Here is a 19,137-nt window from a genome sequence, read left to right on the forward strand (position 1 = left end):
AGCACATGATGAGTAACTTCAGACTTCATCTCTTGAGTCTGTCGTTACTGGTTGGTGTAGCGGCCCCCTGGGCCGCTACTGCCCAGGCGTCAATCAGTAGCGTTGGCTCGGGCTCGGTCGAAGACCGTGTCACCACTCTTGAACGTATCTCCAATGCCCAGGCTCAGCTTCTGCAGCAGTTGCAGCAGCAGATGAGTGATAACCAAAGCGATATTGATTCGCTGCGCGGGCAAATTCAGCAGAACACCTATCAGCTTAATCAGGTGATTGAGCGCCAGAAGCAGATCTACCAGCAGATCGACAGTTTGAGCAGCGGTAATAACGGTGCCCAGGCCAGCGGTGGCGGTGGTGATGCGACGGCGGCAGCCGCTGGTGCTGGTGCCGGTGCAGCAGCCGCTGATGCGGGCAGCAGTGCAGGCGCAGCCGCAGCACCGACGCAAAGCGGTGATGCCAACAGCGACTACAACGCTGCCGTGGCGCTGATTCTGGAGAAGAAGCAGTATGATCAGGCCATTACGGCGCTGCAGGCATGGGTGAAGCGTTATCCTGATTCTACCTATCAGCCCAATGCGAATTACTGGCTGGGGCAGTTGTTTTACAACAAGGGCAAAAAGGACGATGCGGCCTATTATTTTGCCACTGTGGTAAAAAACTACCCGAAATCGCCTAAGGCTGCAGAAGCGTTGTTTAAGGTTGGGGTGATCATGCAGGAGAAGAACGATACGGCGAAAGCCAAAGCGGTCTACCAGCAGGTGATCAAACAATTCCCAAACAGCGAATCTGCCAAACTGGCTCAGAAACGTCTCGCCGGGTTGTAATTTGTGCAGCACAGACCGGATTTCGTGTGATTTCTGGTCTTGCCGCATGAAAGGTAAGCAATTGAGTCAGTTGGTGGAAAATAAGGGTTGCGCTACCCCGCTAAATCAGTAATATATGCCGCCGTTGCCGGGACATATCTTAACAAGTGTCGGCAGCGCTGAAGATGGGTCGTTAGCTCAGTTGGTAGAGCAGTTGACTTTTAATCAATTGGTCGCAGGTTCGAATCCTGCACGACCCACCATCTCAACCCTACCCGGTTCAGTGTTTTCTTCAGTTCGCTTCACAACCACGATGGGTCGTTAGCTCAGTTGGTAGAGCAGTTGACTTTTAATCAATTGGTCGCAGGTTCGAATCCTGCACGACCCACCATCTGGACGTTTTGGTTGTAAGCCCTCATCGAGCGGGTCGTTAGCTCAGTTGGTAGAGCAGTTGACTTTTAATCAATTGGTCGCAGGTTCGAATCCTGCACGACCCACCATTATGTAGAAAGGCGCCCTAAAGGCGCCTTTTTGCTTTTCTACTTTATCGCGTTTATCACGCCGCTACGCCAGATATGCAACACCGCATAGCTGCGCCACGGCCGCCACACCTGAGATAACAACTCTGCTTCCTTCGCACTGACGCCGCCGAGATTATTACGAATGGCGATATCCTCTTTGGGAAACGCATCCGGCCAGCGCAGGGCGCGCATTGCAATATAGCTGGCGGTCCACGGCCCGACGCCTTTCAAGGTCAGTAGCTGTTGCACCACCACATCGGGATGTACCGCGCCATTAAAGCGTAATGCGCCTGAAGCACAAGCCTGCGCCAGCGCCATGATCGCCTGTGCACGTGCGCTGACGATGCCAAGTCTGGCGATATCATCCTGCGTCGCCGTTGCCAGCGATTCAGCACTGGGAGACAGGCGGGATAATTCAGGCCAGGGGGTCTCCATTGGCTCGCCAAAACGCTGCGCCACCCGGCTGCTTAACGTGGTGGCGGCTTTGACCGTGACCTGCTGGCCGAGAATTGCCCGCACGCCCAGCTCAAACCCGTCAAAGGCACCTGGTACACGCAGACCAGGGTAATTGGCCAGGCTCGGGGCCAGCAGAGGGTCCTGAGACAGCTGATCGGCGATACGCTGGGGTTGGGCATCCAAATCGAATAAATCGCGCAGGCGACGTAACAGGGCGGGTAGCACTGGGGTCAGGCTGGTGGTGAATTGCACCTTCAGCGCCTGTTTCCCGGCATCATGGCTGACACGCACCCAGCCACGACAGCCACCCAGCGCCACGGTGCGGTGATAAACACCATCCGCCACCCATTCCACTTCCTTCATAACGCGCTGTTGCAGGAAATCGAGTATCGCGTCCCAGTCATAGGGGGGACGATAGCTGAGGCGCAGCTCCGCGCTTTCCTGCAACTGTGTGCCGGAAGAGGGGGCGCTTTCTTTACGTAGCCGGGATGGCGTCATGCGATAGCGCGCCTGGAAAACATCATTAAAGCGGCGAAGACTGCGAAAACCACTGGCGAAGGCAATTTCCGTGACTGGCAGCGTGGTTTCGGTCAGTAGCTGCTTCGCCAGCAGCATGCGGCGTGTCTGGCGCAGTTCGAGCGGAGAAACGCCCAGTTCCTGCTGCACCACGCGTCTTAGCTGGCGCTCGCTCAAACCAAACTCGGTGGCAATCTCCGCCAGCGTCTCCTGCTCCTCAAGCAGCCCCTCCTCAATACGCCGAATCAGCCGATCGGCGATACGATGATGGCTATCGACCGGCGCGAAGCCGGGGGCCAGCTCAGGACGACAGCGCAGGCAGGGGCGGAAATGCGCTTTCTCTGCGGCTTCGGCACTGGAAAAAAACAGGCAATTTTTCTGCATTGGCGCTTTCACCGGGCAAATCGGGCGGCAATAAATTCCGGTCGATGTCACACCGACAAAAAATAAACCGTCAAACCGGCTATCGCGTGAAGTCAGCGCCTGGTATGCAATGTCGGGATCAAACATCATCGTCTCCAGCAAATAAATCGCATCCTCGCGCAACCCTGATGAGAAAACTGGCTGCTTTCGGACAGCTAACCAGTTTATCTGCATGACCGAAAACAGCCAGTTTATCACGCCAAAAGTGCGATAATGCTCCCCTGATATCAAGCCGGAGGCGCACCATGTATCATGCAAAAATTATCCCGACGCCGGTCGGAGAACTCACGTTAATTGCCAGCAATAAGGGACTGTCAGCGATTCTGTGGGAAAATGAAGGTTCACAACGTATTCCGCTGAAGCCCATCAGCCGGGACGATCAACATCCGATTCTGTGTGAAACCGAACGCCAGCTGCGCGAATACTTCGCGGGGGAACGTCAGCATTTCGATCTGCCGTATGACACCGTCGGGACGGAGTTCCAGAAAAAAGTCTGGCAGGCGTTAATCACCATCCCCTTCGGTGAAACCCGCAGCTACCGTCAGATTGCTGAGCAAATTGGTAATCCGAAAGCGGTACGCGCAGTGGGGGCCGCGAATGGCAAAAACCCGTTATCGATCGTGGCACCTTGCCATCGTGTCATCGGCAGCAATGGCAAACTGACGGGCTTCGCGGGCGGGCTGGCGGTAAAAGCGTTCCTGCTGGATCTTGAAGCCACGCCAAAAAGCTAAGCGGGTCACAGCCCGTATTTTCTGCATAAAAAAAGCACGACACTCCCGGTCGGATCCGCTATCTTGTTTAGCATATAAAACAAGATGGCGGATCTGATGTCGTCTTAGTGGTCATAAAGGCCATTTTGTTAAATTAAGAAAACCGAGAGCCGTGTCATGAGCCTGATGTTCGATCCAGAAAGCGCGATCTATCCCTTCCCGCCGAAACCGGCGCGCCTCAGCCAGGATGAAAAAACCTTTTACATCGCCGAAATCAAACGGTTGCTGAAAGAACGTGATGCGGTGATGGTCGCGCATTACTACACCGATCCGGAGATTCAGGCGCTGGCGGAAGCCACCGGTGGCTGCGTGGCAGACTCGCTGGAGATGGCGCGGTTTGGCAGCACCCACCCGGCGTCAACGTTGCTGGTGGCGGGGGTGCGTTTTATGGGGGAAACCGCGAAAATCCTCAGCCCGGAAAAAACCGTGCTGATGCCCACGCTACAGGCGGAATGTTCACTCGATTTGGGCTGCCCAATTGAGGAGTTCAACCGATTTTGCGATGCGCACCCGGATCGCACCGTGGTGGTGTATGCCAACACCTCGGCAGCGGTAAAAGCGCGTGCCGACTGGGTGGTGACTTCAAGTATCGCGGTTGAACTGATTGAACATCTCGACAGCCTCGGTGAAAAGATTATCTGGGCACCGGATCGCCATCTGGGCCGCTATGTCACGCAGAAAACCGGGGCCGATGTGCTGTGCTGGCAGGGGGCCTGCATCGTCCATGACGAATTCAAAACCCAGGCACTGCAACGCATGAAGGCGCTCTACCCGGAAGCGGCGGTGCTGGTGCACCCTGAATCCCCGCAGGCGATTGTTGATCTGGCTGATGCCGTGGGTTCCACCAGCCAGCTGATTCAGGCCGCGAAAAGCCTGCCGCATCCGCAAATGATTGTCGCCACTGACCGCGGCATCTTCTACAAAATGCAGCAGGCGGTGCCGGAAAAAGAACTGCTGGAAGCCCCCACTGCCGGAGAAGGGGCCACCTGCCGTAGCTGCGCCCATTGTCCGTGGATGGCGATGAACGGCTTGCAGGCGATTGCCGCGGGCCTGGCGCACGGTGGCAGCGAGCACGAAATCCATGTGGATGATGGATTGCGTGCAGCGGCATTGCTGCCGCTCAACCGCATGCTATCCTTTGCAGCGGAACTCAAACTCAAGGTGAAAGGGAACGCCTGATGCGCCGCACCTTTCAGACAGGTGCCCGTTATGGATTTCTTTAGCACACAAAATATTCTGGTTCATATTCCTCTTGGTGTCGGCGGCTACGATCTTTCCTGGATCGAAGCGGTCGGCACCGTGGCTGGCCTGCTGTGCATCTGGCTGGCCAGCCTGGAAAAAATCATCAATTACTTCTTCGGCCTGATTAACGTCACCCTGTTCGCGGTGATTTTCTTCCAGATCCAGCTGTATGCCAGCCTGCTGTTGCAGCTGTTTTTCTTCGTCGCCAATGTTTATGGCTGGTATGCGTGGAGTCGGCAAAATGCCGCCCAGGAAGCCGAATTGAAGATACGCTGGCTGCCGCTGCCCAAAGCGCTGGGTTGGGGGGCAGCCTGTGTCATTGGCATCGGCCTGATGACGTTGTATATCGATCCGGTGTTTGCCTTCCTCACCCGTATCGCGCTGAACATCATGCAGAGCATGGGGCTGCATGTGGTGATGCCACAATTGCAACCGGATGCCTTCCCGTTCTGGGATTCCTGCATGATGGTGTTGTCGATCGTGGCGATGATTCTGATGACGCGCAAATACGTGGAGAACTGGCTGCTGTGGGTGGTGATTAACGTGATAAGCGTGATGATTTTTGCCCGCCAGGGGGTGTATGCCATGTCACTGGAATACGTCATCCTGACGTTAATTGCGCTCAACGGTTCGCGGCTGTGGATCCAAAGCGCACGCGAACATGGCTCGCGCGCGCTTTCCTCTTAATGATGATGTACGTGGCCTTCCAGCGCCTCATGATGAGAGTGGGCGTGCTGGTTATCCGGGGCAAAGCACAGCTCACAATCCTGCCAGTTGCAAGCCTGGTACTCCATCTGCACCGTGGCGTGAGCGATCTGATAATGCGTATGCAGGTAACGATGGATACGCTCCAGCAGCGCGTCATGATCGTAGGGCGGGATGACGTGGACATGTAGCGTCAGCACCGGCTTCTCGCCCACCTGCCACAGATGCACATGATGGACGTTACGTACCTCGGCGATATTCAGCGTCAGGTCGCGCTTCAGCTTATCCACATTGATATTGCCCGGTGCGCCTTCCAGCAGCTCGTGTAAACTCTCACGCAGCAGCGACCAGGCGCTGCGTACCACCAGCAGCGACACCAGCAACGACAGAATCGGATCGATCGGGGTCCAGCCGGTCCACATGATAATCAGCGCAGCGACAATCGCCCCCACCGAACCCAGCAAATCGCCCAGCACATGCAGGGCGGCGGCACGCACGTTAAGATTCTTCTCTTCGCTGCCATGATGCAGCAGCCAGAAGGAGAGCAGATTCGCCAGCAGCCCGGCAACGCCGATGGTCAGCATCAGACCACCCGCCACGGGTTGTGGCTGGTAAAAGCGCCGCAGCGCCTCCCAGACGATCATCACGGTTATCACCAGCAGGGCGATAGCGTTAACAAAGGCAGCGAGGGTGGTCAGACGCAGCAAGCCAAAGGTGTGACGCGCATTGGGTTTACGCTGTGAAAATTGTACTGCCAGCAATGCCATCAGCAGCGCAGCGGTATCGGTGAGCATATGACCGGCATCAGCGAGCAGTGCCAGCGAGCCGGAAATCCAGCCGCCGACAGCTTCCACCAGCATAAAAAGGGCGGTGATGCCAAACGCCGCCGCCAGTCGTGTACGGTTGCCGTCAGGCCCGCTGTGAGAATGGGTGTGTGCCATAACTTTCCAGTTGTTTCAGTAACCTGTTAGTTAATGATATCAGTAAATCAAGCGATTCTGGTTCCAGCCGTTGCTGTTTTGCCGCATCCGCCAGTTGCTGGCAACGGGTCGCGATATCGTCGATACCCAGCAACAACCAGCTGCCTTTCATGCGATGGGAGGCACGCGCCAGTTCTGGCCAGTTCTGCCCCGCGCGGGCTGCCAACAGGGCATCACGATCCTGTATCAGGGTGCGTTGCAACGTCTGACAGATGCGCGGAATAAAGCTTTCGTTATGCTGTGCCAGGATGCGCAGGCTGTCTGACACAGCACTTAACGGGTCGTGCTCAGTGCGCGCCAGCAGGGGCGCGATAGCCCCCAGGGTGATGGGTTTAACCAGCAGGGCTTCATTGGGTTGCAGCGGCTGCTTCGCCAGCTGCGCATCGGCAGAACAAAGAATGCGTAAGGCTGCGGTGCCGCGTTGACGCTGGCGACGACGCAGGATGCGCAGCAGGGTGACGCCATCGGGACGTGGCATCATCTGATCGATAAACAGCACGTCAAACGGTTGTTTAGCATCGGCGCGCAGCAACGCGCGTCCGTCATCAAACACGTCGGCAGCGATCGCAAATGTTGCCAGTTGCTGCTGCATCACCAGCAAATTGGTGGGATGGTCGTCAACGATGGCTACGCGTAGCTGTGGATACTGCGGCCAGCGGCTGGCGGTGGACTCCGGCCCGTTTTCGGCTAACTGAAGCGGCAACGTCACCTGGACGGTGGTGCCCACGCCGGGTGCGGAGGTCAGCGTCAGCGTGCCGCCCATACGCTGCACGATCTCGCGACAAATAAATAAGCCCAGACCGCTGCCTTGCACCGCAAGGGTTTTTCCGGAAGGGGCCTGATACCAGGGTTCAAACAGTTGCGCCTGTTCCTCCAGCGGAATGCCGCTGCCGCTGTCAGCAACCATCAGCACGATGTTATCGCTTACCGCCAGTGTCAGGCGGATATCTCCCACACGGGTAAACTTCAGCGCATTTGCCACCAGATTATTTACCACCTGTTGCAGACGATCGCCATCCAGCAGCACCGCCGCAGGCAGAGCGGTCAGAGCCTCCACCACCAGCTGTGGACCCGCATCACGCATCAGCGGATGATAAAACTGCTGTTGCTGCTGCAACCAGTGCGCCAGATCGATGGGGCGGGGTGACAGGCGGAAGCTGTGGCTTTCGATGCGGGCGTGATCCTGCAAATCGTTCAGCAGCGCCATTAGCGATCGTGCGCTGCTGTGCATCAGCTCAAGCCGGGGGCTGGGATGTTGCTCCTGTTCCAGCTCCAGCAGGCCGAGAATCGCCTGCATCGGCGTGCGCAACTCGTGGCTGGCGGTGGCCAGGAACTGGCTTTTCGCCGCATTGGCTCGTTCGGCCTGCTCGCGTTGCAGCCGTTCACGCCGCTGTTGCAGGTAACGACGCACCAGCAACAGCAGCAGCACCAGAATGGCGATACCTGCGGCGATCAGCACCAGCAGAGGCACATTGCGCATCGTCATGGTGGTGCCGGGTTGCGGTGGCATTGACCAGTTATCACGCATCTGGCTCAGGGTTTCCGGGGGGATTTGTTGCAGCGCCCGATCGAGTAACGCACGCAGCACCGGCTGCTGTGCGCTGATCTCGGGGGCCAGCGGCCAGGCAATATCACTGGCGGCAAACGCCAGATGGATACGATTGCCATAGTGGCTGGCGATGCGCCAGCGGGCCGATAGCACATTATCCACCAGCGCATCGATCTGGCCGCTGTTCAGGGCCTGCCACAGCTGCGCACGATCGTCAAAAATCTGCGGCGTGATCCCGGCGGGCAGCATGCGTTGTGCCAGGTCGGCGCGCAGTATCCCCACCCGCTGCCCCTGCAGCCCCTGCCAGTTCATGGGCTGATGCGGGGTCAGGGTATAAATGCCCCAGATGGCGCGCCACACCGGCAGGGTGGTGGCACCATCCTGCGGGGGCAGCACGCTCAGCATCACCTGCTGCTGTTGCAATAAGGTTTCGGCCTGCTGCGGGTTAGCCACCCAGCGTGGGGTAAAGCGCAGTCCGGTGCTCTGGCTAAGCGCATTGAGTAAATCGATGGCGAAACCACGCGCATTGCCACTGGCGTCGCGATAGCTCCAGGGGGCGTTATCGGCTTCGGCGGCGTAGGGGATTTGCCGGTGCTGCGCCAGCCACTGCTGCTCAACGGGAGACAACATCAGGGTTTGCGTGTCCTGATAGCGCAGTAACGGCGGGCTCCAGCGTTGTCGCACCCGGTTACTGAACTCGGCAGGCAACAGGCGCAGCTGTTGATTCAACCACTGGATCAACGCCGGATCGCGCGCCATTGCCCGTAGCGTGATGTCACCGGCACCAGGATCGGCGGTGATTTGATAAATCTGCCCTTGTTGCAACTGACTGAGCAGAAACCCGGCACTAGCTTCATCGGCCACCAGGTAATCACTTTGTTGATTGAACAGCGCGTACAGCGCCTGGAGATCCCCCGGCAAACTGTGCCAGCGGTGGGCGCGGACAAAGTTGTCCGGCAGCTGCGCCAGCGTGGACTGCGCCACGGTGAGCTGCGCGTTATGGCTGTTGAACATCACGGCACGTTGATTGTCCCGGTTGCGATAAATACGTACCGGGCTGCTGTACCAGCTATCGCTCAGCCCGATGCCGGGCGGCAGCGCAGCCTGTTCGGTGCTCAGCACCAGGTCCACTTCGCCGCGCCGCAGCGCGGCCAGTTGCTGGCTCAGGTCGGGATAACTTTCCAGTACGAAATGGCTCCCGGTGAGCTGGCTGAGGGCGCTGAGATAATCCGCGTCGATACCCCAGATTTGATCGCCGATGCGCATCGCCCAGGGGGCGCTGTTTTGTGCCGGTAGCGCCACGCGCAGCGGTGAAGTGGGCCAGGGCGTGCTGTGCGGCGCTGGCATCATCACGGGCAGCATCACGCTGCTGGCCGGTTGTAAATCAGCCTGCGCCAGCGTGCTGCACAGTAAGGTCAGCAGCAGGAGCCAGCGCTTCACTGTTGCGCTTTCCACAGCTCGGCCAGTTCAACCACCGATTGCACTCCGGTCTTCTCCAGAATGTTCTTTTTATGGGTGCTGACGGTTTTGTTGCTGATGTGCAGCTGTTCGGCAATCTGCAAATTGGACAGACCCCGTGCCAGCAGGGCCACGATTTGCTGCTCTTTCCCGGTCAGCGGCAAATCAATGCGCTCGGGCAGGGCGGGAAAAGCCTGTTGTCCACCCAGCACCGCGAGGATGGCACTCAGCAATTGCGCCATGCTCTGGCTTTTCACCACATAACCGGCGGCACCGAGTGAAGCCGCGCGTAATAAGGTATGGCGGCTTTGCTCCGCCGAATAGATCAGCACCGGGCGTTGCGGATGATGGATGCGCAGGCGGCGCAGCAGCTCCAGTCCATCGCTATCCGGCAAGCCAATATCGAGAATGACGAGATCAATGACTTGCTGTTGCAGCAGCTGACGCGCTCCGGCTTCATCGCTGGCAGCGAACAGTTGCAAAGGAATCGGGGATTTAGCGCAGGCCGCTTCCAGCGCGACCTCAACTAACGGGTGATCATCAATAAGCAGCAGCGCAGCCATAACCATATCCTGTCTTTTTCATTGCTTCAGCATAACGGAAAAAGGGCAGGGTGTTCATTATCTCATCCTGTCCCGTCGTATGAGTGTTAACATCGTGCCGTGTCCCTTTATCAATAACGACGAAACGCCATGAATCTTCGGGAAAATATTGTCAGCCAGTTCAGCCTGCTCTCACCAGAGTTACAGCGTGCCGCCGAGTTTTCACTGCAACATGCCAATAAACTGGTGGTGTTATCGATGCGCGCCTTTGCTGCAGAAGGCGGCGTTAAGCCTGCCACGCTGCTGCGTCTGGCGCAGCGTCTGGGCTTTAATGGCTGGGGAGAATTGAAAAACGCCATGATTGACGATCTGGGTTTACGCAATGATACATATGTATCCAAAGCGGAAAAACTGATCGCCAAAGGGACGCAGCCTGCGCTGTATGAAGATGTGTTTTTGGCGCATCAGGCCAATCTGGCCTTCACTCAGACAGAAAATCAGCAGGCGATGCAGCAGGCCGTCACCCTGCTGGACGAGGCCGAAAACGTCTATATCTGTGGTTTTCGCGCCAGCTTTCCCATCGCCTGGTCGCTGTTTTATGTTTACCGGCTTTTCAATCGTCAGGTGTCGTTGATTGACGGGCTGGCGAGCAATATCGAAGTCTTTACCCGCGAGCTGACCGATAAAGATTGCGTGCTGCTGACCAGCTTCGCCCCTTATTCGCGTGAATCACTGGATGTGCTGCATGCCGCAACGGAGGCAGGTACGCGTATTATCGCCATTACCGACTCTCCGGTGTCACCGCTGGCGCAGGCGGCGGATTGTACGTTACTGTTTTCCATTGATAGCCCCTCATTCTTCCCTTCAGTGGTTTCCGGCATGGGGCTGGCGGAATGCCTGCTGGCAATGCTGGTGGCGCGACATGGCCGTGAAGCGGTCAGCAAAATCGAGAGCGCGGAACGCTATCTGATTGATTCAGGTGCCTACGTGATTCCCGGTAAATCCTGACGCGCGATCCATTTGTTTCCATCATAAGAAAATACAATGCATTTGTATCATATTTGCGTTGACGTGATTCAAATGGATCATGCAAGATGCTTTCAATCTATCGCGCAAGCGTTTTCAGGAGCAGGAAAAGAGCATGAGTCAGATCATTCACCGCAGCCTTCGTACCACGCCAGCCGTGGCGGTGAGCGCCCAGGGGGCTTACATCACAGATGTCAGTGGTAAGCGTTTTCTTGATGCCTGCGGGGGAGCGGCTGTCTCCTGTCTCGGGCATAGCCACCCCGAGGTTCTGGCAGCGATGCACCGCCAGATTGATCAACTGGCTTACGCCCATACCAGCTTTTTCACCAGCGAAACCGTCGAGCAGCTAGCTGAGCAACTGACGCGCACTGCGCCTGGTGACCTGAACTATGCCTACTTTGTGTCTGGTGGTTCCGAAGCAGTCGAAACCGCATTGAAGCTGGCGCGCCAGTATTTTGTTGAGATTGGTCAGCCGGAGCGCACCACCTTTATTGCCCGTAAGCAGAGCTATCACGGCAATACGCTCGGTGCGCTGGCCGTCGGCGGCAATGAATGGCGTCGCCGTCAGTTTGCGCCGTTACTGATGGATGTGGTGCGTGTCTCAGCTTGTAACGAGTACCGCGATCGTTGCGATGACGAAAGCCAGCAGCAATATACTCAGCGTCTGCTGAATGAAATCGAAGAGGCGATTCTGGCTACCGGGCCGGAGAAAATTATCGGCTTTTGTGCGGAAACCGTAGTGGGTGCGACCACCGGGGCCACCCCGCCAACGCCGGGCTACTTCCAGGGCGTGCGTCGCCTGTGTGACAAATACGGCATCCTGTATATCGCCGATGAAGTGATGTGCGGTATGGGGCGCACCGGCACCCTGCATGCCTTCGAGCAGGATGGTGTGGTGCCGGACATTGTCACCATCGCCAAAGGTTTAGGTGGCGGTTATCAGCCGATTGGCGCGGTGCTGGCGAGTGAAAAGATTGTTGCGGCGTTACAGGCGGGAAGCGGCCTGTTCCAGCACGGTCACACCTATATCTGCCATGCCACGGCGGCAGCGGCGGCGCTGGCAGTGCAGCAAATCATTGAGCGCGATAACCTGCTGGAGCAGGTACAGCAGCAGGGTGCGTATCTGCATCAGGCGCTGCGCGACGTGCTGGGAGAACTGCCGCACGTGGGTGATACACGCGGGCGTGGTTTGTTTGCGGGCGTGGAGCTGGTACAGGATAAGGGCAGCAAAACCCCGTTCGATCCGGCGCTGAAGTTACATGCCGCGATTAAAGCGCAATGTATGGAACGTGGCCTGATGGTCTATCCGATGGGCGGCACCCTTGATGGGCAATATGGCGACCATATCCTGATTGCACCGCCGTTTATCATCACCCGTCCGCAACTGGATTTTGTGGTGGAGACCTTGCAGCAGGTGATCAGCACAGAAACGTGCAAGCTGGCGGGGCGTTAATCATGAATCGTTTACCTCCGCTCGCCGAACATCAATGGAGCGATGAACAACGCCAGCTGGCCGAAGAGATTATCAACGGACCACGCGGCGCATTGCTGCCGCCGTTTGAACCGCTGCTGCGCAGCCCGGAGTTGATGGCCCATGCGCAGCGGATGGGTGAATATCTGCGCTACCGTAGCGCGCTGGGTCAGCGTCTGTCGGAACTGGCGATTCTGCTCACCGCGCGCCATTGGTCACAGCCGGTGGAGTGGGCCATTCATGCCTCAATCGCCCGTGACAAGGGGATTTCCGCCCGCGCGGTGCAGGCGATTAATGAACTACGTCTGCCTGATGATTTGCAGGATGACGAGTGGGTGGTGTATCACTTTTGTCAGCAGCTGCATCAGCAGAAAAAGGTGCAGGACGACACCTGGCAACAGGCCATCGCCTTGTGGGGCGAAAAAGGTGTGGTCGATCTGATCGGCATTAACGGTTATTACAGTTTTCTTTCCATGATCATGAACGGTGCACAGACGCCGGTACCCGACACCCGGGATTTTATTATCCCCGCATAAGTGGTTCACTCGAAAATAAGAGCCGACAGATAACGCCTGTGTTGCGCTCTTATTCCCCGTGCTGAATAACATTAACTTTAATTGGTAGCGCAATGATTCATTGCGCTGCACGAAGGCTACTGCCTGCAGTTTCACTGACGCCGAGGGTTATTATGTCTGCATTTTTTAATAAATTAAAAGTCACACTGGCACTGGTTGCCTGTTCCGCGAGCTTTGCTGCGATGGCCCAGGATAAATTAGTGGTGGGTGTTGATACCGCATTTGTTCCTTTTGAATTCAAGCAAGGCGATAAATATGTCGGTTTTGATATCGACTTATGGAATGCCATCGCGCAGAAAATGCATGTCAGCTATGAATTACGTCCGATGGATTTCAGCGGATTAATTCCGGGTCTGCAATCACGCAATCTGGATGTGGCGATGGCAGGTATCACCATCACTGATGCCAGAAAACAGGTGGTCGATTTCAGCGAGGGTTATTACAACGCTGATCTGTTAATCGCAGTGAAAAGCGGCGATAACAGCATCACCAAATTCAGCGATCTGGCGGGTAAAAAAGTGGGGCTGAAACAAGGCACTGCTGCTGCCAGCTTTATGAAAAGCAAATATAAAGCCGACTACGTTGAATTCCCGAATATCGACAACGCCTACCTCGATTTGCAGGCGGGTAATCTGGATGCCGTGGTACATGACTCCCCCAACGTGCTGTACTACGTGAAAACCGCCGGAGATGGCAAAGTGAAATCGACCGGTGAAACCGACAGCATTCTGCCGCAGCAGTATGGTTTTGCGATGCAGAAAAACAGCAGCTGGACACCGAAAGTCAATGCCGCGTTGCAGGCACTGCGCGCCGATGGCACCTACAACAAGATCTACGTGAAGTGGTTTGATAAACAACCTAAATAATCCCATCAGGCCGGTGTTTACCGGCCTGAATTGAGACAATCTGGTCGAACTATGAATTTCGAAACAAAATATATATGGGAATCCCTGCCGTTATTATTACAGGGATTACAGCTGACACTCATTATCTCACTGACGGGTTTGTTAGGTGGTTTTGTTATTGGTTTGCTGGCAGGCACCTGTCGTGCCCTGGGTGGCCGGGTATCTAAAACGATATCGTTAATTTTCGTTGAGCTTATTCGTGGTACACCGATTATGGTGCAGGTGATGTTTATTTACTTCGCCTTGCCGATGGTACTGCCCATTCGTATCGATCCGGTGACTGCTGCGATTGTTACCATTATTATCAACTCTGGCGCGTATATCGCGGAAATTACTCGCGGTGCCATTTTATCGATTAATAAAGGTTTTAAAGAAGCCAGTCTGGCGATGGGTTTATCCCAGCGTCGCACGTTGTGGTACGTCATTATGCCGCTGGCGTTACGTCGTATGATTCCGGCATTGGGTAACCAATGGATCATCAGCATTAAAGACACGTCACTGTTTATCGTGATTGGTGTGGCTGAATTAACGCGTCAGGGGCAGGAAATTATTGCCGGAAACTTCCGTGCGCTGGAAGTGTGGACCGCAGTGGCACTGATTTATCTGCTGGTGACGCTGTGCCTGAGCTTCCTGCTGAAGCAACTGGAGAAAAGGATCCATATTTTATGAGCATGGTTGAATTCAATGCGGTGTCGAAGCATTTCGGTGCGACCCAGGTGCTGCACGATATCAATTTAAAAATTGAAGCTGGGGAAGTGGTGGTGATTATCGGTCCGTCGGGATCGGGAAAATCGACGCTGTTGCGCTGTATCAATAAGCTGGAAGAGATTTCATCCGGCACCCTGCTGGTGGCGGGCATGCATATTACCGATCCGCACGCCAACGAGTGCGATATCCGGCGCGAAGCGGGAATGGTGTTTCAGCAGTTTCACCTGTTTCCGCACCTGACGGCGCTGGAGAATGTGATGTTCGGCCCGATTCGCGTGCGTAAGCAGAGCAAAGCGGCGGCGCGTGAACAGGCGCTGGCGCTGCTGGATCGCGTCGGTTTACGTGAGCGTGCGAATCACTATCCCTCGGAGTTATCCGGCGGCCAGCAGCAGCGCGTTGCCATTGCCCGTGCGTTAGCAGTAAAGCCGAAAATGATGTTGTTTGATGAGCCAACCTCAGCGCTCGATCCGGAACTGCGCCATGAAGTCCTGAAGGTGATGCGCTCACTGGCGGATGAGGGAATGACGATGGTTATCGTCACCCATGAGATCGGTTTTGCCCGTGATGTGGCATCGCGACTGATTTTTATTGATGGCGGTACCATTGCTGAAGATGGGCCACCTGATATCCTGTTGAATAACAGCCGCAATCCGCGCCTGAAAGAGTTTTTGCAGCACGTTTCCTGAACATAAGTGAATGAACACCATGAAAAAAATCGCAATCAGTGGTTCCGCTTTTGCCATCGGTCAACAGTTGGGCGAGTTTGGTCGTGATGCCTGGCATCGGGAGCTGACGCAAACCCGGCTGTGGCAAACCGTGGTCGCCATGCAAGGGTCTGAACAGTTGCAGACGATGCGCGCGACGGTGATGGCGCAATATCCGCTGATTTGGCAGGAGTTGCAGGGCATGGCGCAGGGGCTGGCAGCTTCTGTCGAAGAAGTCTTTGCCTGGAACTGCCGTGGCGATTTAGTCCGTTCCACCTCGGATGGTTGTACCACGGTGGCGGGCTGCACCCCGACCGGGGAGTTACTTATCGCCCATAACGAGGATGGTTTCCCCCAGCTGCGTGATGATTGTGCGCTGGTCAGCATCACACCGGATGAAGGACTGGGCTTTACCAGCTTCGCCTATCCCGGCTCCATTCCCGGCCATACCTTTGCTGTTAATGAGAAGGGCATCGTCAACACGGTCAACAACATCCGGGCGCAGCATCGCCCTATGGGTTTACCCCGCCAGGTGCTGGCCCGTGCAGCGCTCAATGCCAGCACGCTGGACGAAGCGGTGCTGCAACTGACCACCCATTCACGCGCGGGTGCCTTCCACCATACGCTGGGCCAGATGGGGGATCATCGCCTGCTTAGCGTTGAAGCCACTGGCTCAGGTTGCTCGGTGGTTGAGGTGACAGCGACGATGGGGCACGCCAATCATCTGATTCATCCAGTGATGGCCGATGTGCAGCAGGTGATCACCGCCAGCTCCGCCTCACGCCAGAGCCGGTTGATCGCCTGGCTGGCTAGCCAGCCGCAGCTGGATGCGGATGCCGCACGGGCGATTTTGTCGGATCAGCATGATGCTGAGCTGCCGATTTATCGACTCTCGCCGCAGGACCCGGACGATGAAAACACGCTGGCAACCGCGGTGTTCACCCTTGGTGCGAAGCGTGTTGACTGGCAGGTGTTCGGTCTCGACAGGGATGAGGCTGCGTGGCAGGGCAGGGTGAGCTGACAGTGAAATGCCGTCATCCGGCAGGATGACGGCCTGATAAAAAAGTCATTTACTGGCTGGTGCCGTCAGTTTTGCTATTGACGTCATCGCTACCGGTTTGGGTTTTGACTTTTTTATTTATATCCGGACATTTACCGTCTTTACACTGACTATTTTTATTCACTTCGCTGGCAGACATATTACTGCTGCTGCCACCTGAGGTGGCTGCGCTATTGGTATTGGTGTCCGTGTTATTAATCTTACTGTTATCGACTTTATTTGGCGGCAGATTCTGTTTTGCGCCACCTGCTGCCGCACCGGCATCGGCCGCCTGATTGGTGGTACCGTTATTCTCAGAAGCCGCCATTGCAGCACTGCTGCCCAGAGTCATTGCTGCCGTCAGAAAGATAATTGCAAACTTATTCATCGTTATGCTCCTGTATTGAGTGACAGTCGCCGTCTGAAACCCGATGGTGCGGTTTGACGAAAACAAAGCACCCCGACGGAATATAATTCCATCGAAGATTTGTCGTCTGAATATAAATAATGAAAGTGACTTATTACTCAGTGCTTACTATTAAAAGTCTAGTGTAAAACCGCATAAATGCAAATTTCGCTTATACCCTTTCCCCGCGCGGACAATTTACAGCTGTTGCCTGACGGGCTACATTGGACGGGTTGCGTCCGGCGCGCGCCGGGCCAGAAATTGAATGGAATAAGCATGAATTACCAGAACGACGATTTACGTATTCGAGAAATCAAAGAGTTATTGCCTCCTGTTGCACTGCTGGAGAAATTTCCTGCAACCGATAATGCGGCACAAACCGTTGCTAAAGCCCGTCAGGCTATTCACCGTATTCTGCATGGTGCAGACGATCGTCTGCTGGTGATCATCGGACCCTGCTCGATCCACGACACCACGGCGGCAAAAGAGTATGCAGAACGTTTACTGCAGCTGCGCGATGAGCTGAGCGGCGAGCTGGAAGTGGTGATGCGCGTCTACTTTGAAAAGCCGCGCACCACGGTGGGCTGGAAAGGGCTGATTAACGATCCTTACATGGACGGCAGCTTCCAGATTAATGATGGCCTGCGTCTGGCGCGTAAACTGCTGGTGGATATTAATGACACCGGCTTGCCCGCTGCTGGCGAATTCCTCGATATGATCACGCCGCAATACGTGGCTGATCTGATGAGCTGGGGCGCGATTGGTGCGCGTACCACCGAATCACAGGTACATCGTGAGCTGTCCTCCGGTCTGTCCTGCCCGGTTGGTTTCAAAAACGGCACCGATGGCACCATCAAAGTGGCGATTGACGCCATCAATGCTGCCAGCGCGCCGCATTGTTTCCTGTCGGTCACCAAATATGGTCATTCGGCGATTGTCGAAACCAGCGGTAACGAAGATTGCCATATCATTCTGCGTGGTGGTAAAGAGCCGAACTACAGCGCCCATCATGTGGCGGCGGTAAAAACCGGGCTGGAAAAAGCGGGCCTGACGCCGCAGGTGATGATCGACTTCAGCCACGCCAACAGCAGCAAACAATTCCAGCGCCAGATGGTGGTTGCGGAAGATGTTGCGCAGCAGATTGCGGGTGGCGAGCACGGCATTACCGGTGTGATGCTGGAGAGTAACCTGGTGGAAGGTAATCAGAGTCTCGAAAGCGGTGAACCGCTGGTGTATGGCAAAAGTGTCACGGATGCCTGCATCGGTTGGGAAGACACTGATAAAGTGCTGCGTCAGCTGGCGCAGGCGGTTAAACAACGCCGCGGTTGAGTCTCTCTGCGAGGTGGATTCGTTCGCCTTGCGCCGCCTTTTTTGCGCGATAAATCGTGCCGCTACGACAGCGTGCAGTTATTTGTAGCGGCGCGATTTATCGCGCAATTCAGGTGCACGGGAAACAAAAAGGCCAGACTTGCGTCTGGCCTTATTTTTTTATTTCGCTTTACCCTGGTTAGCGACGGCTGCGGCTTTCGCAGCGATCTCGTCAGCATCACCCAGATAGTAACGTTTGATTGGTTTGAAGTTTTCGTCGAACTCATACACCAGCGGTACGCCAGTCGGGATGTTCAGTTCGAGGATTTCATCTTCGCTCAGGTTGTCGAGGTATTTCACCAGCGCACGCAGGGAGTTACCGTGTGCTGCAATGATCACTTTCTCACCGCTCTTAATGCGCGGCAGAATGCTGTCGTTCCAGTAAGGAATAACGCGCTCAATGGTCAGCGCCAGGCTCTCGGTGGTCGGCAGCTGCGCATCGGTCAGTGATGCATAACGCGGGTCGTGGCCCGGGAAACGCTCATCGCTGCGATCCAGTTCCGGCGGAGTCACGGCAAAGCCACGACGCCACTGTTTTACTTGATCGTCACCATATTTAGCGGCGGTTTCTGCTTTGTCCAGACCCTGCAGCGCACCGTAGTGACGCTCGTTCAGACGCCAGCATTTTTCTACCGGCAACCAGGCCTGATCCAGCTCATCCAGTACATTCCACAGGGTGTGGATGGCACGTTTCAGCACGGAAGTGTAGGCAAAATCGAATACGAAACCTTCTTTCTTCAGCAGCTGACCGGCTGCTTTGGCTTCGGTGCGACCCTTATCGGACAGATCCACATCGTACCATCCGGTGAAGCGGTTTTCCTGATTCCACTGGCTTTCGCCGTGGCGCACCAGAACCAGCTTAGTTACGGCCATAGCTTAACTCCTTAATGCTTGATGATTATAGAAACCGGCGGCGGCCACCTGATTGAGCGGCTCACTAATAGCGCCATACCATAGCGGAAAACATCGCACTGCG

18 protein-coding genes and 3 tRNA genes are annotated in these 19,137 nt (G+C 55.8%); 15 read left to right on the top strand and 6 right to left on the bottom strand.

The genetic code is table 11. The annotated features are described in order from the left end of the window. Nucleotides 1-5 precede the first annotated feature (5 nt). The 4 genes from cpoB (at nucleotide 6) to CUN67_RS05610 (ending at nucleotide 1,297) form a co-directional block, all read left to right on the top strand. A complete protein-coding gene (gene cpoB, locus CUN67_RS05595; protein ID WP_208714351.1) occupies nucleotides 6-818 on the top strand; it encodes a cell division protein CpoB in 813 nt (270 codons plus the stop codon). 166 nt (nucleotides 819-984) lie between these two features. Continuing rightward, nucleotides 985-1,060 (top strand) — tRNA-Lys (locus tag CUN67_RS05600). A gap of 52 nt (nucleotides 1,061-1,112) precedes the next feature. Then, a tRNA-Lys gene (locus CUN67_RS05605) sits at nucleotides 1,113-1,188 on the top strand. 33 nt (nucleotides 1,189-1,221) lie between these two features. Further along, a tRNA-Lys gene (locus tag CUN67_RS05610) sits at nucleotides 1,222-1,297 on the top strand. A gap of 39 nt (nucleotides 1,298-1,336) precedes the next feature. On the opposite strand, the gene CUN67_RS05615 is transcribed toward CUN67_RS05610, so the two are convergent. Further along, nucleotides 1,337-2,800: an AlkA N-terminal domain-containing protein gene (locus tag CUN67_RS05615; RefSeq protein WP_208717075.1), complete on the bottom strand. Its 1,464-nt coding sequence runs from the start codon at nucleotides 2,798-2,800 to the stop codon at nucleotides 1,337-1,339. Nucleotides 2,801-2,958: 158 nt separating this feature from the next. Between CUN67_RS05615 and CUN67_RS05620 the strand changes: the two genes are divergently transcribed. From CUN67_RS05620 to pnuC, 3 genes are all read left to right on the top strand, one after another. Further along, the gene (locus CUN67_RS05620) at nucleotides 2,959-3,444 is read left to right on the top strand and encodes a methylated-DNA--[protein]-cysteine S-methyltransferase (protein WP_084873535.1); all 486 of its coding nucleotides are present in this window, start codon (nucleotides 2,959-2,961) and stop codon (nucleotides 3,442-3,444) included. A 156-nt stretch (nucleotides 3,445-3,600) separates the two neighbouring features. Then, entirely contained in the window at nucleotides 3,601-4,662 is a 1,062-nt protein-coding gene (nadA, locus tag CUN67_RS05625) for a quinolinate synthase NadA (RefSeq protein ID WP_208714352.1), read from the top strand. A gap of 30 nt (nucleotides 4,663-4,692) precedes the next feature. After that, entirely contained in the window at nucleotides 4,693-5,412 is a 720-nt protein-coding gene (gene pnuC / locus CUN67_RS05630) for a nicotinamide riboside transporter PnuC (RefSeq protein ID WP_208714353.1), read from the top strand. Here the strand turns inward: pnuC and zitB are convergent. From zitB to CUN67_RS05645, 3 genes are read right to left on the bottom strand one after another with little or no spacing between them, the layout of a single operon-like run. After that, on the bottom strand, nucleotides 5,409-6,371 hold the full coding sequence (gene zitB, locus CUN67_RS05635) for a CDF family zinc transporter ZitB (RefSeq protein WP_208714354.1): 963 nt from the start codon (nucleotides 6,369-6,371) through the stop codon (nucleotides 5,409-5,411). The genes pnuC and zitB overlap by 4 nt on opposite strands. Continuing rightward, complete coding sequence (locus tag CUN67_RS05640; protein ID WP_254711380.1) at nucleotides 6,340-9,399, bottom strand: ATP-binding protein; 3,060 nt, start codon at nucleotides 9,397-9,399, stop codon at nucleotides 6,340-6,342. Before CUN67_RS05640 ends, zitB begins: the two co-directional genes overlap by 32 nt. Continuing rightward, nucleotides 9,396-9,980 (bottom strand): response regulator transcription factor, encoded by a 585-nt coding sequence (locus tag CUN67_RS05645; RefSeq protein ID WP_208714356.1) that lies wholly within the window; start codon nucleotides 9,978-9,980, stop codon nucleotides 9,396-9,398. Before CUN67_RS05645 ends, CUN67_RS05640 begins: the two co-directional genes overlap by 4 nt. 129 nt (nucleotides 9,981-10,109) lie before the next feature. On the opposite strand from CUN67_RS05645, the gene CUN67_RS05650 reads away from it, so the two are divergent. From CUN67_RS05650 to CUN67_RS05680, 7 genes are all read left to right on the top strand, one after another. Beyond that, the gene (locus CUN67_RS05650) at nucleotides 10,110-10,967 is read left to right on the top strand and encodes a MurR/RpiR family transcriptional regulator (RefSeq protein ID WP_208714357.1); all 858 of its coding nucleotides are present in this window, start codon (nucleotides 10,110-10,112) and stop codon (nucleotides 10,965-10,967) included. 133 nt (nucleotides 10,968-11,100) lie between these two features. Further along, the gene (locus CUN67_RS05655; protein ID WP_208714358.1) at nucleotides 11,101-12,438 is read left to right on the top strand and encodes an aspartate aminotransferase family protein; all 1,338 of its coding nucleotides are present in this window, start codon (nucleotides 11,101-11,103) and stop codon (nucleotides 12,436-12,438) included. 2 nt (nucleotides 12,439-12,440) lie between these two features. Further along, on the top strand, nucleotides 12,441-12,992 hold the full coding sequence (locus CUN67_RS05660; protein ID WP_208714359.1) for a carboxymuconolactone decarboxylase family protein: 552 nt from the start codon (nucleotides 12,441-12,443) through the stop codon (nucleotides 12,990-12,992). Nucleotides 12,993-13,144: 152 nt separating this feature from the next. Then, entirely contained in the window at nucleotides 13,145-13,897 is a 753-nt protein-coding gene (gene glnH, locus CUN67_RS05665) for a glutamine ABC transporter substrate-binding protein GlnH (protein ID WP_208714360.1), read from the top strand. A 51-nt stretch (nucleotides 13,898-13,948) separates the two neighbouring features. Further along, nucleotides 13,949-14,605: a glutamine ABC transporter permease GlnP gene (gene glnP / locus CUN67_RS05670; protein WP_208714361.1), complete on the top strand. Its 657-nt coding sequence runs from the start codon at nucleotides 13,949-13,951 to the stop codon at nucleotides 14,603-14,605. Between the two features lie 2 nt (nucleotides 14,606-14,607). Beyond that, nucleotides 14,608-15,330 (top strand): glutamine ABC transporter ATP-binding protein GlnQ, encoded by a 723-nt coding sequence (gene glnQ / locus CUN67_RS05675; protein WP_208717076.1) that lies wholly within the window; start codon nucleotides 14,608-14,610, stop codon nucleotides 15,328-15,330. 19 nt (nucleotides 15,331-15,349) lie between these two features. Further along, entirely contained in the window at nucleotides 15,350-16,369 is a 1,020-nt protein-coding gene (locus CUN67_RS05680) for a C45 family autoproteolytic acyltransferase/hydolase (RefSeq protein WP_208714362.1), read from the top strand. 49 nt (nucleotides 16,370-16,418) lie between these two features. Here the strand turns inward: CUN67_RS05680 and CUN67_RS05685 are convergent, their stop codons facing one another. Continuing rightward, nucleotides 16,419-16,775 (bottom strand): YbgS-like family protein, encoded by a 357-nt coding sequence (locus CUN67_RS05685; protein ID WP_208714363.1) that lies wholly within the window; start codon nucleotides 16,773-16,775, stop codon nucleotides 16,419-16,421. Nucleotides 16,776-17,069: 294 nt separating this feature from the next. Here CUN67_RS05685 and aroG point away from each other — a divergent pair, with 294 nt between their 5' ends. Next, on the top strand, nucleotides 17,070-18,122 hold the full coding sequence (aroG, locus tag CUN67_RS05690; protein WP_208714364.1) for a 3-deoxy-7-phosphoheptulonate synthase AroG: 1,053 nt from the start codon (nucleotides 17,070-17,072) through the stop codon (nucleotides 18,120-18,122). Between the two features lie 159 nt (nucleotides 18,123-18,281). Here the strand turns inward: aroG and gpmA are convergent, their stop codons facing one another. Then, a complete protein-coding gene (gene gpmA, locus CUN67_RS05695; protein WP_084873550.1) occupies nucleotides 18,282-19,034 on the bottom strand; it encodes a 2,3-diphosphoglycerate-dependent phosphoglycerate mutase in 753 nt (250 codons plus the stop codon). Nucleotides 19,035-19,137: the final 103 nt, after the last annotated feature.

It is taken from the genome of Pantoea cypripedii (genome assembly GCF_011395035.1).
Taxonomy (GTDB): domain Bacteria; phylum Pseudomonadota; class Gammaproteobacteria; order Enterobacterales; family Enterobacteriaceae; genus Pantoea; species Pantoea cypripedii_A.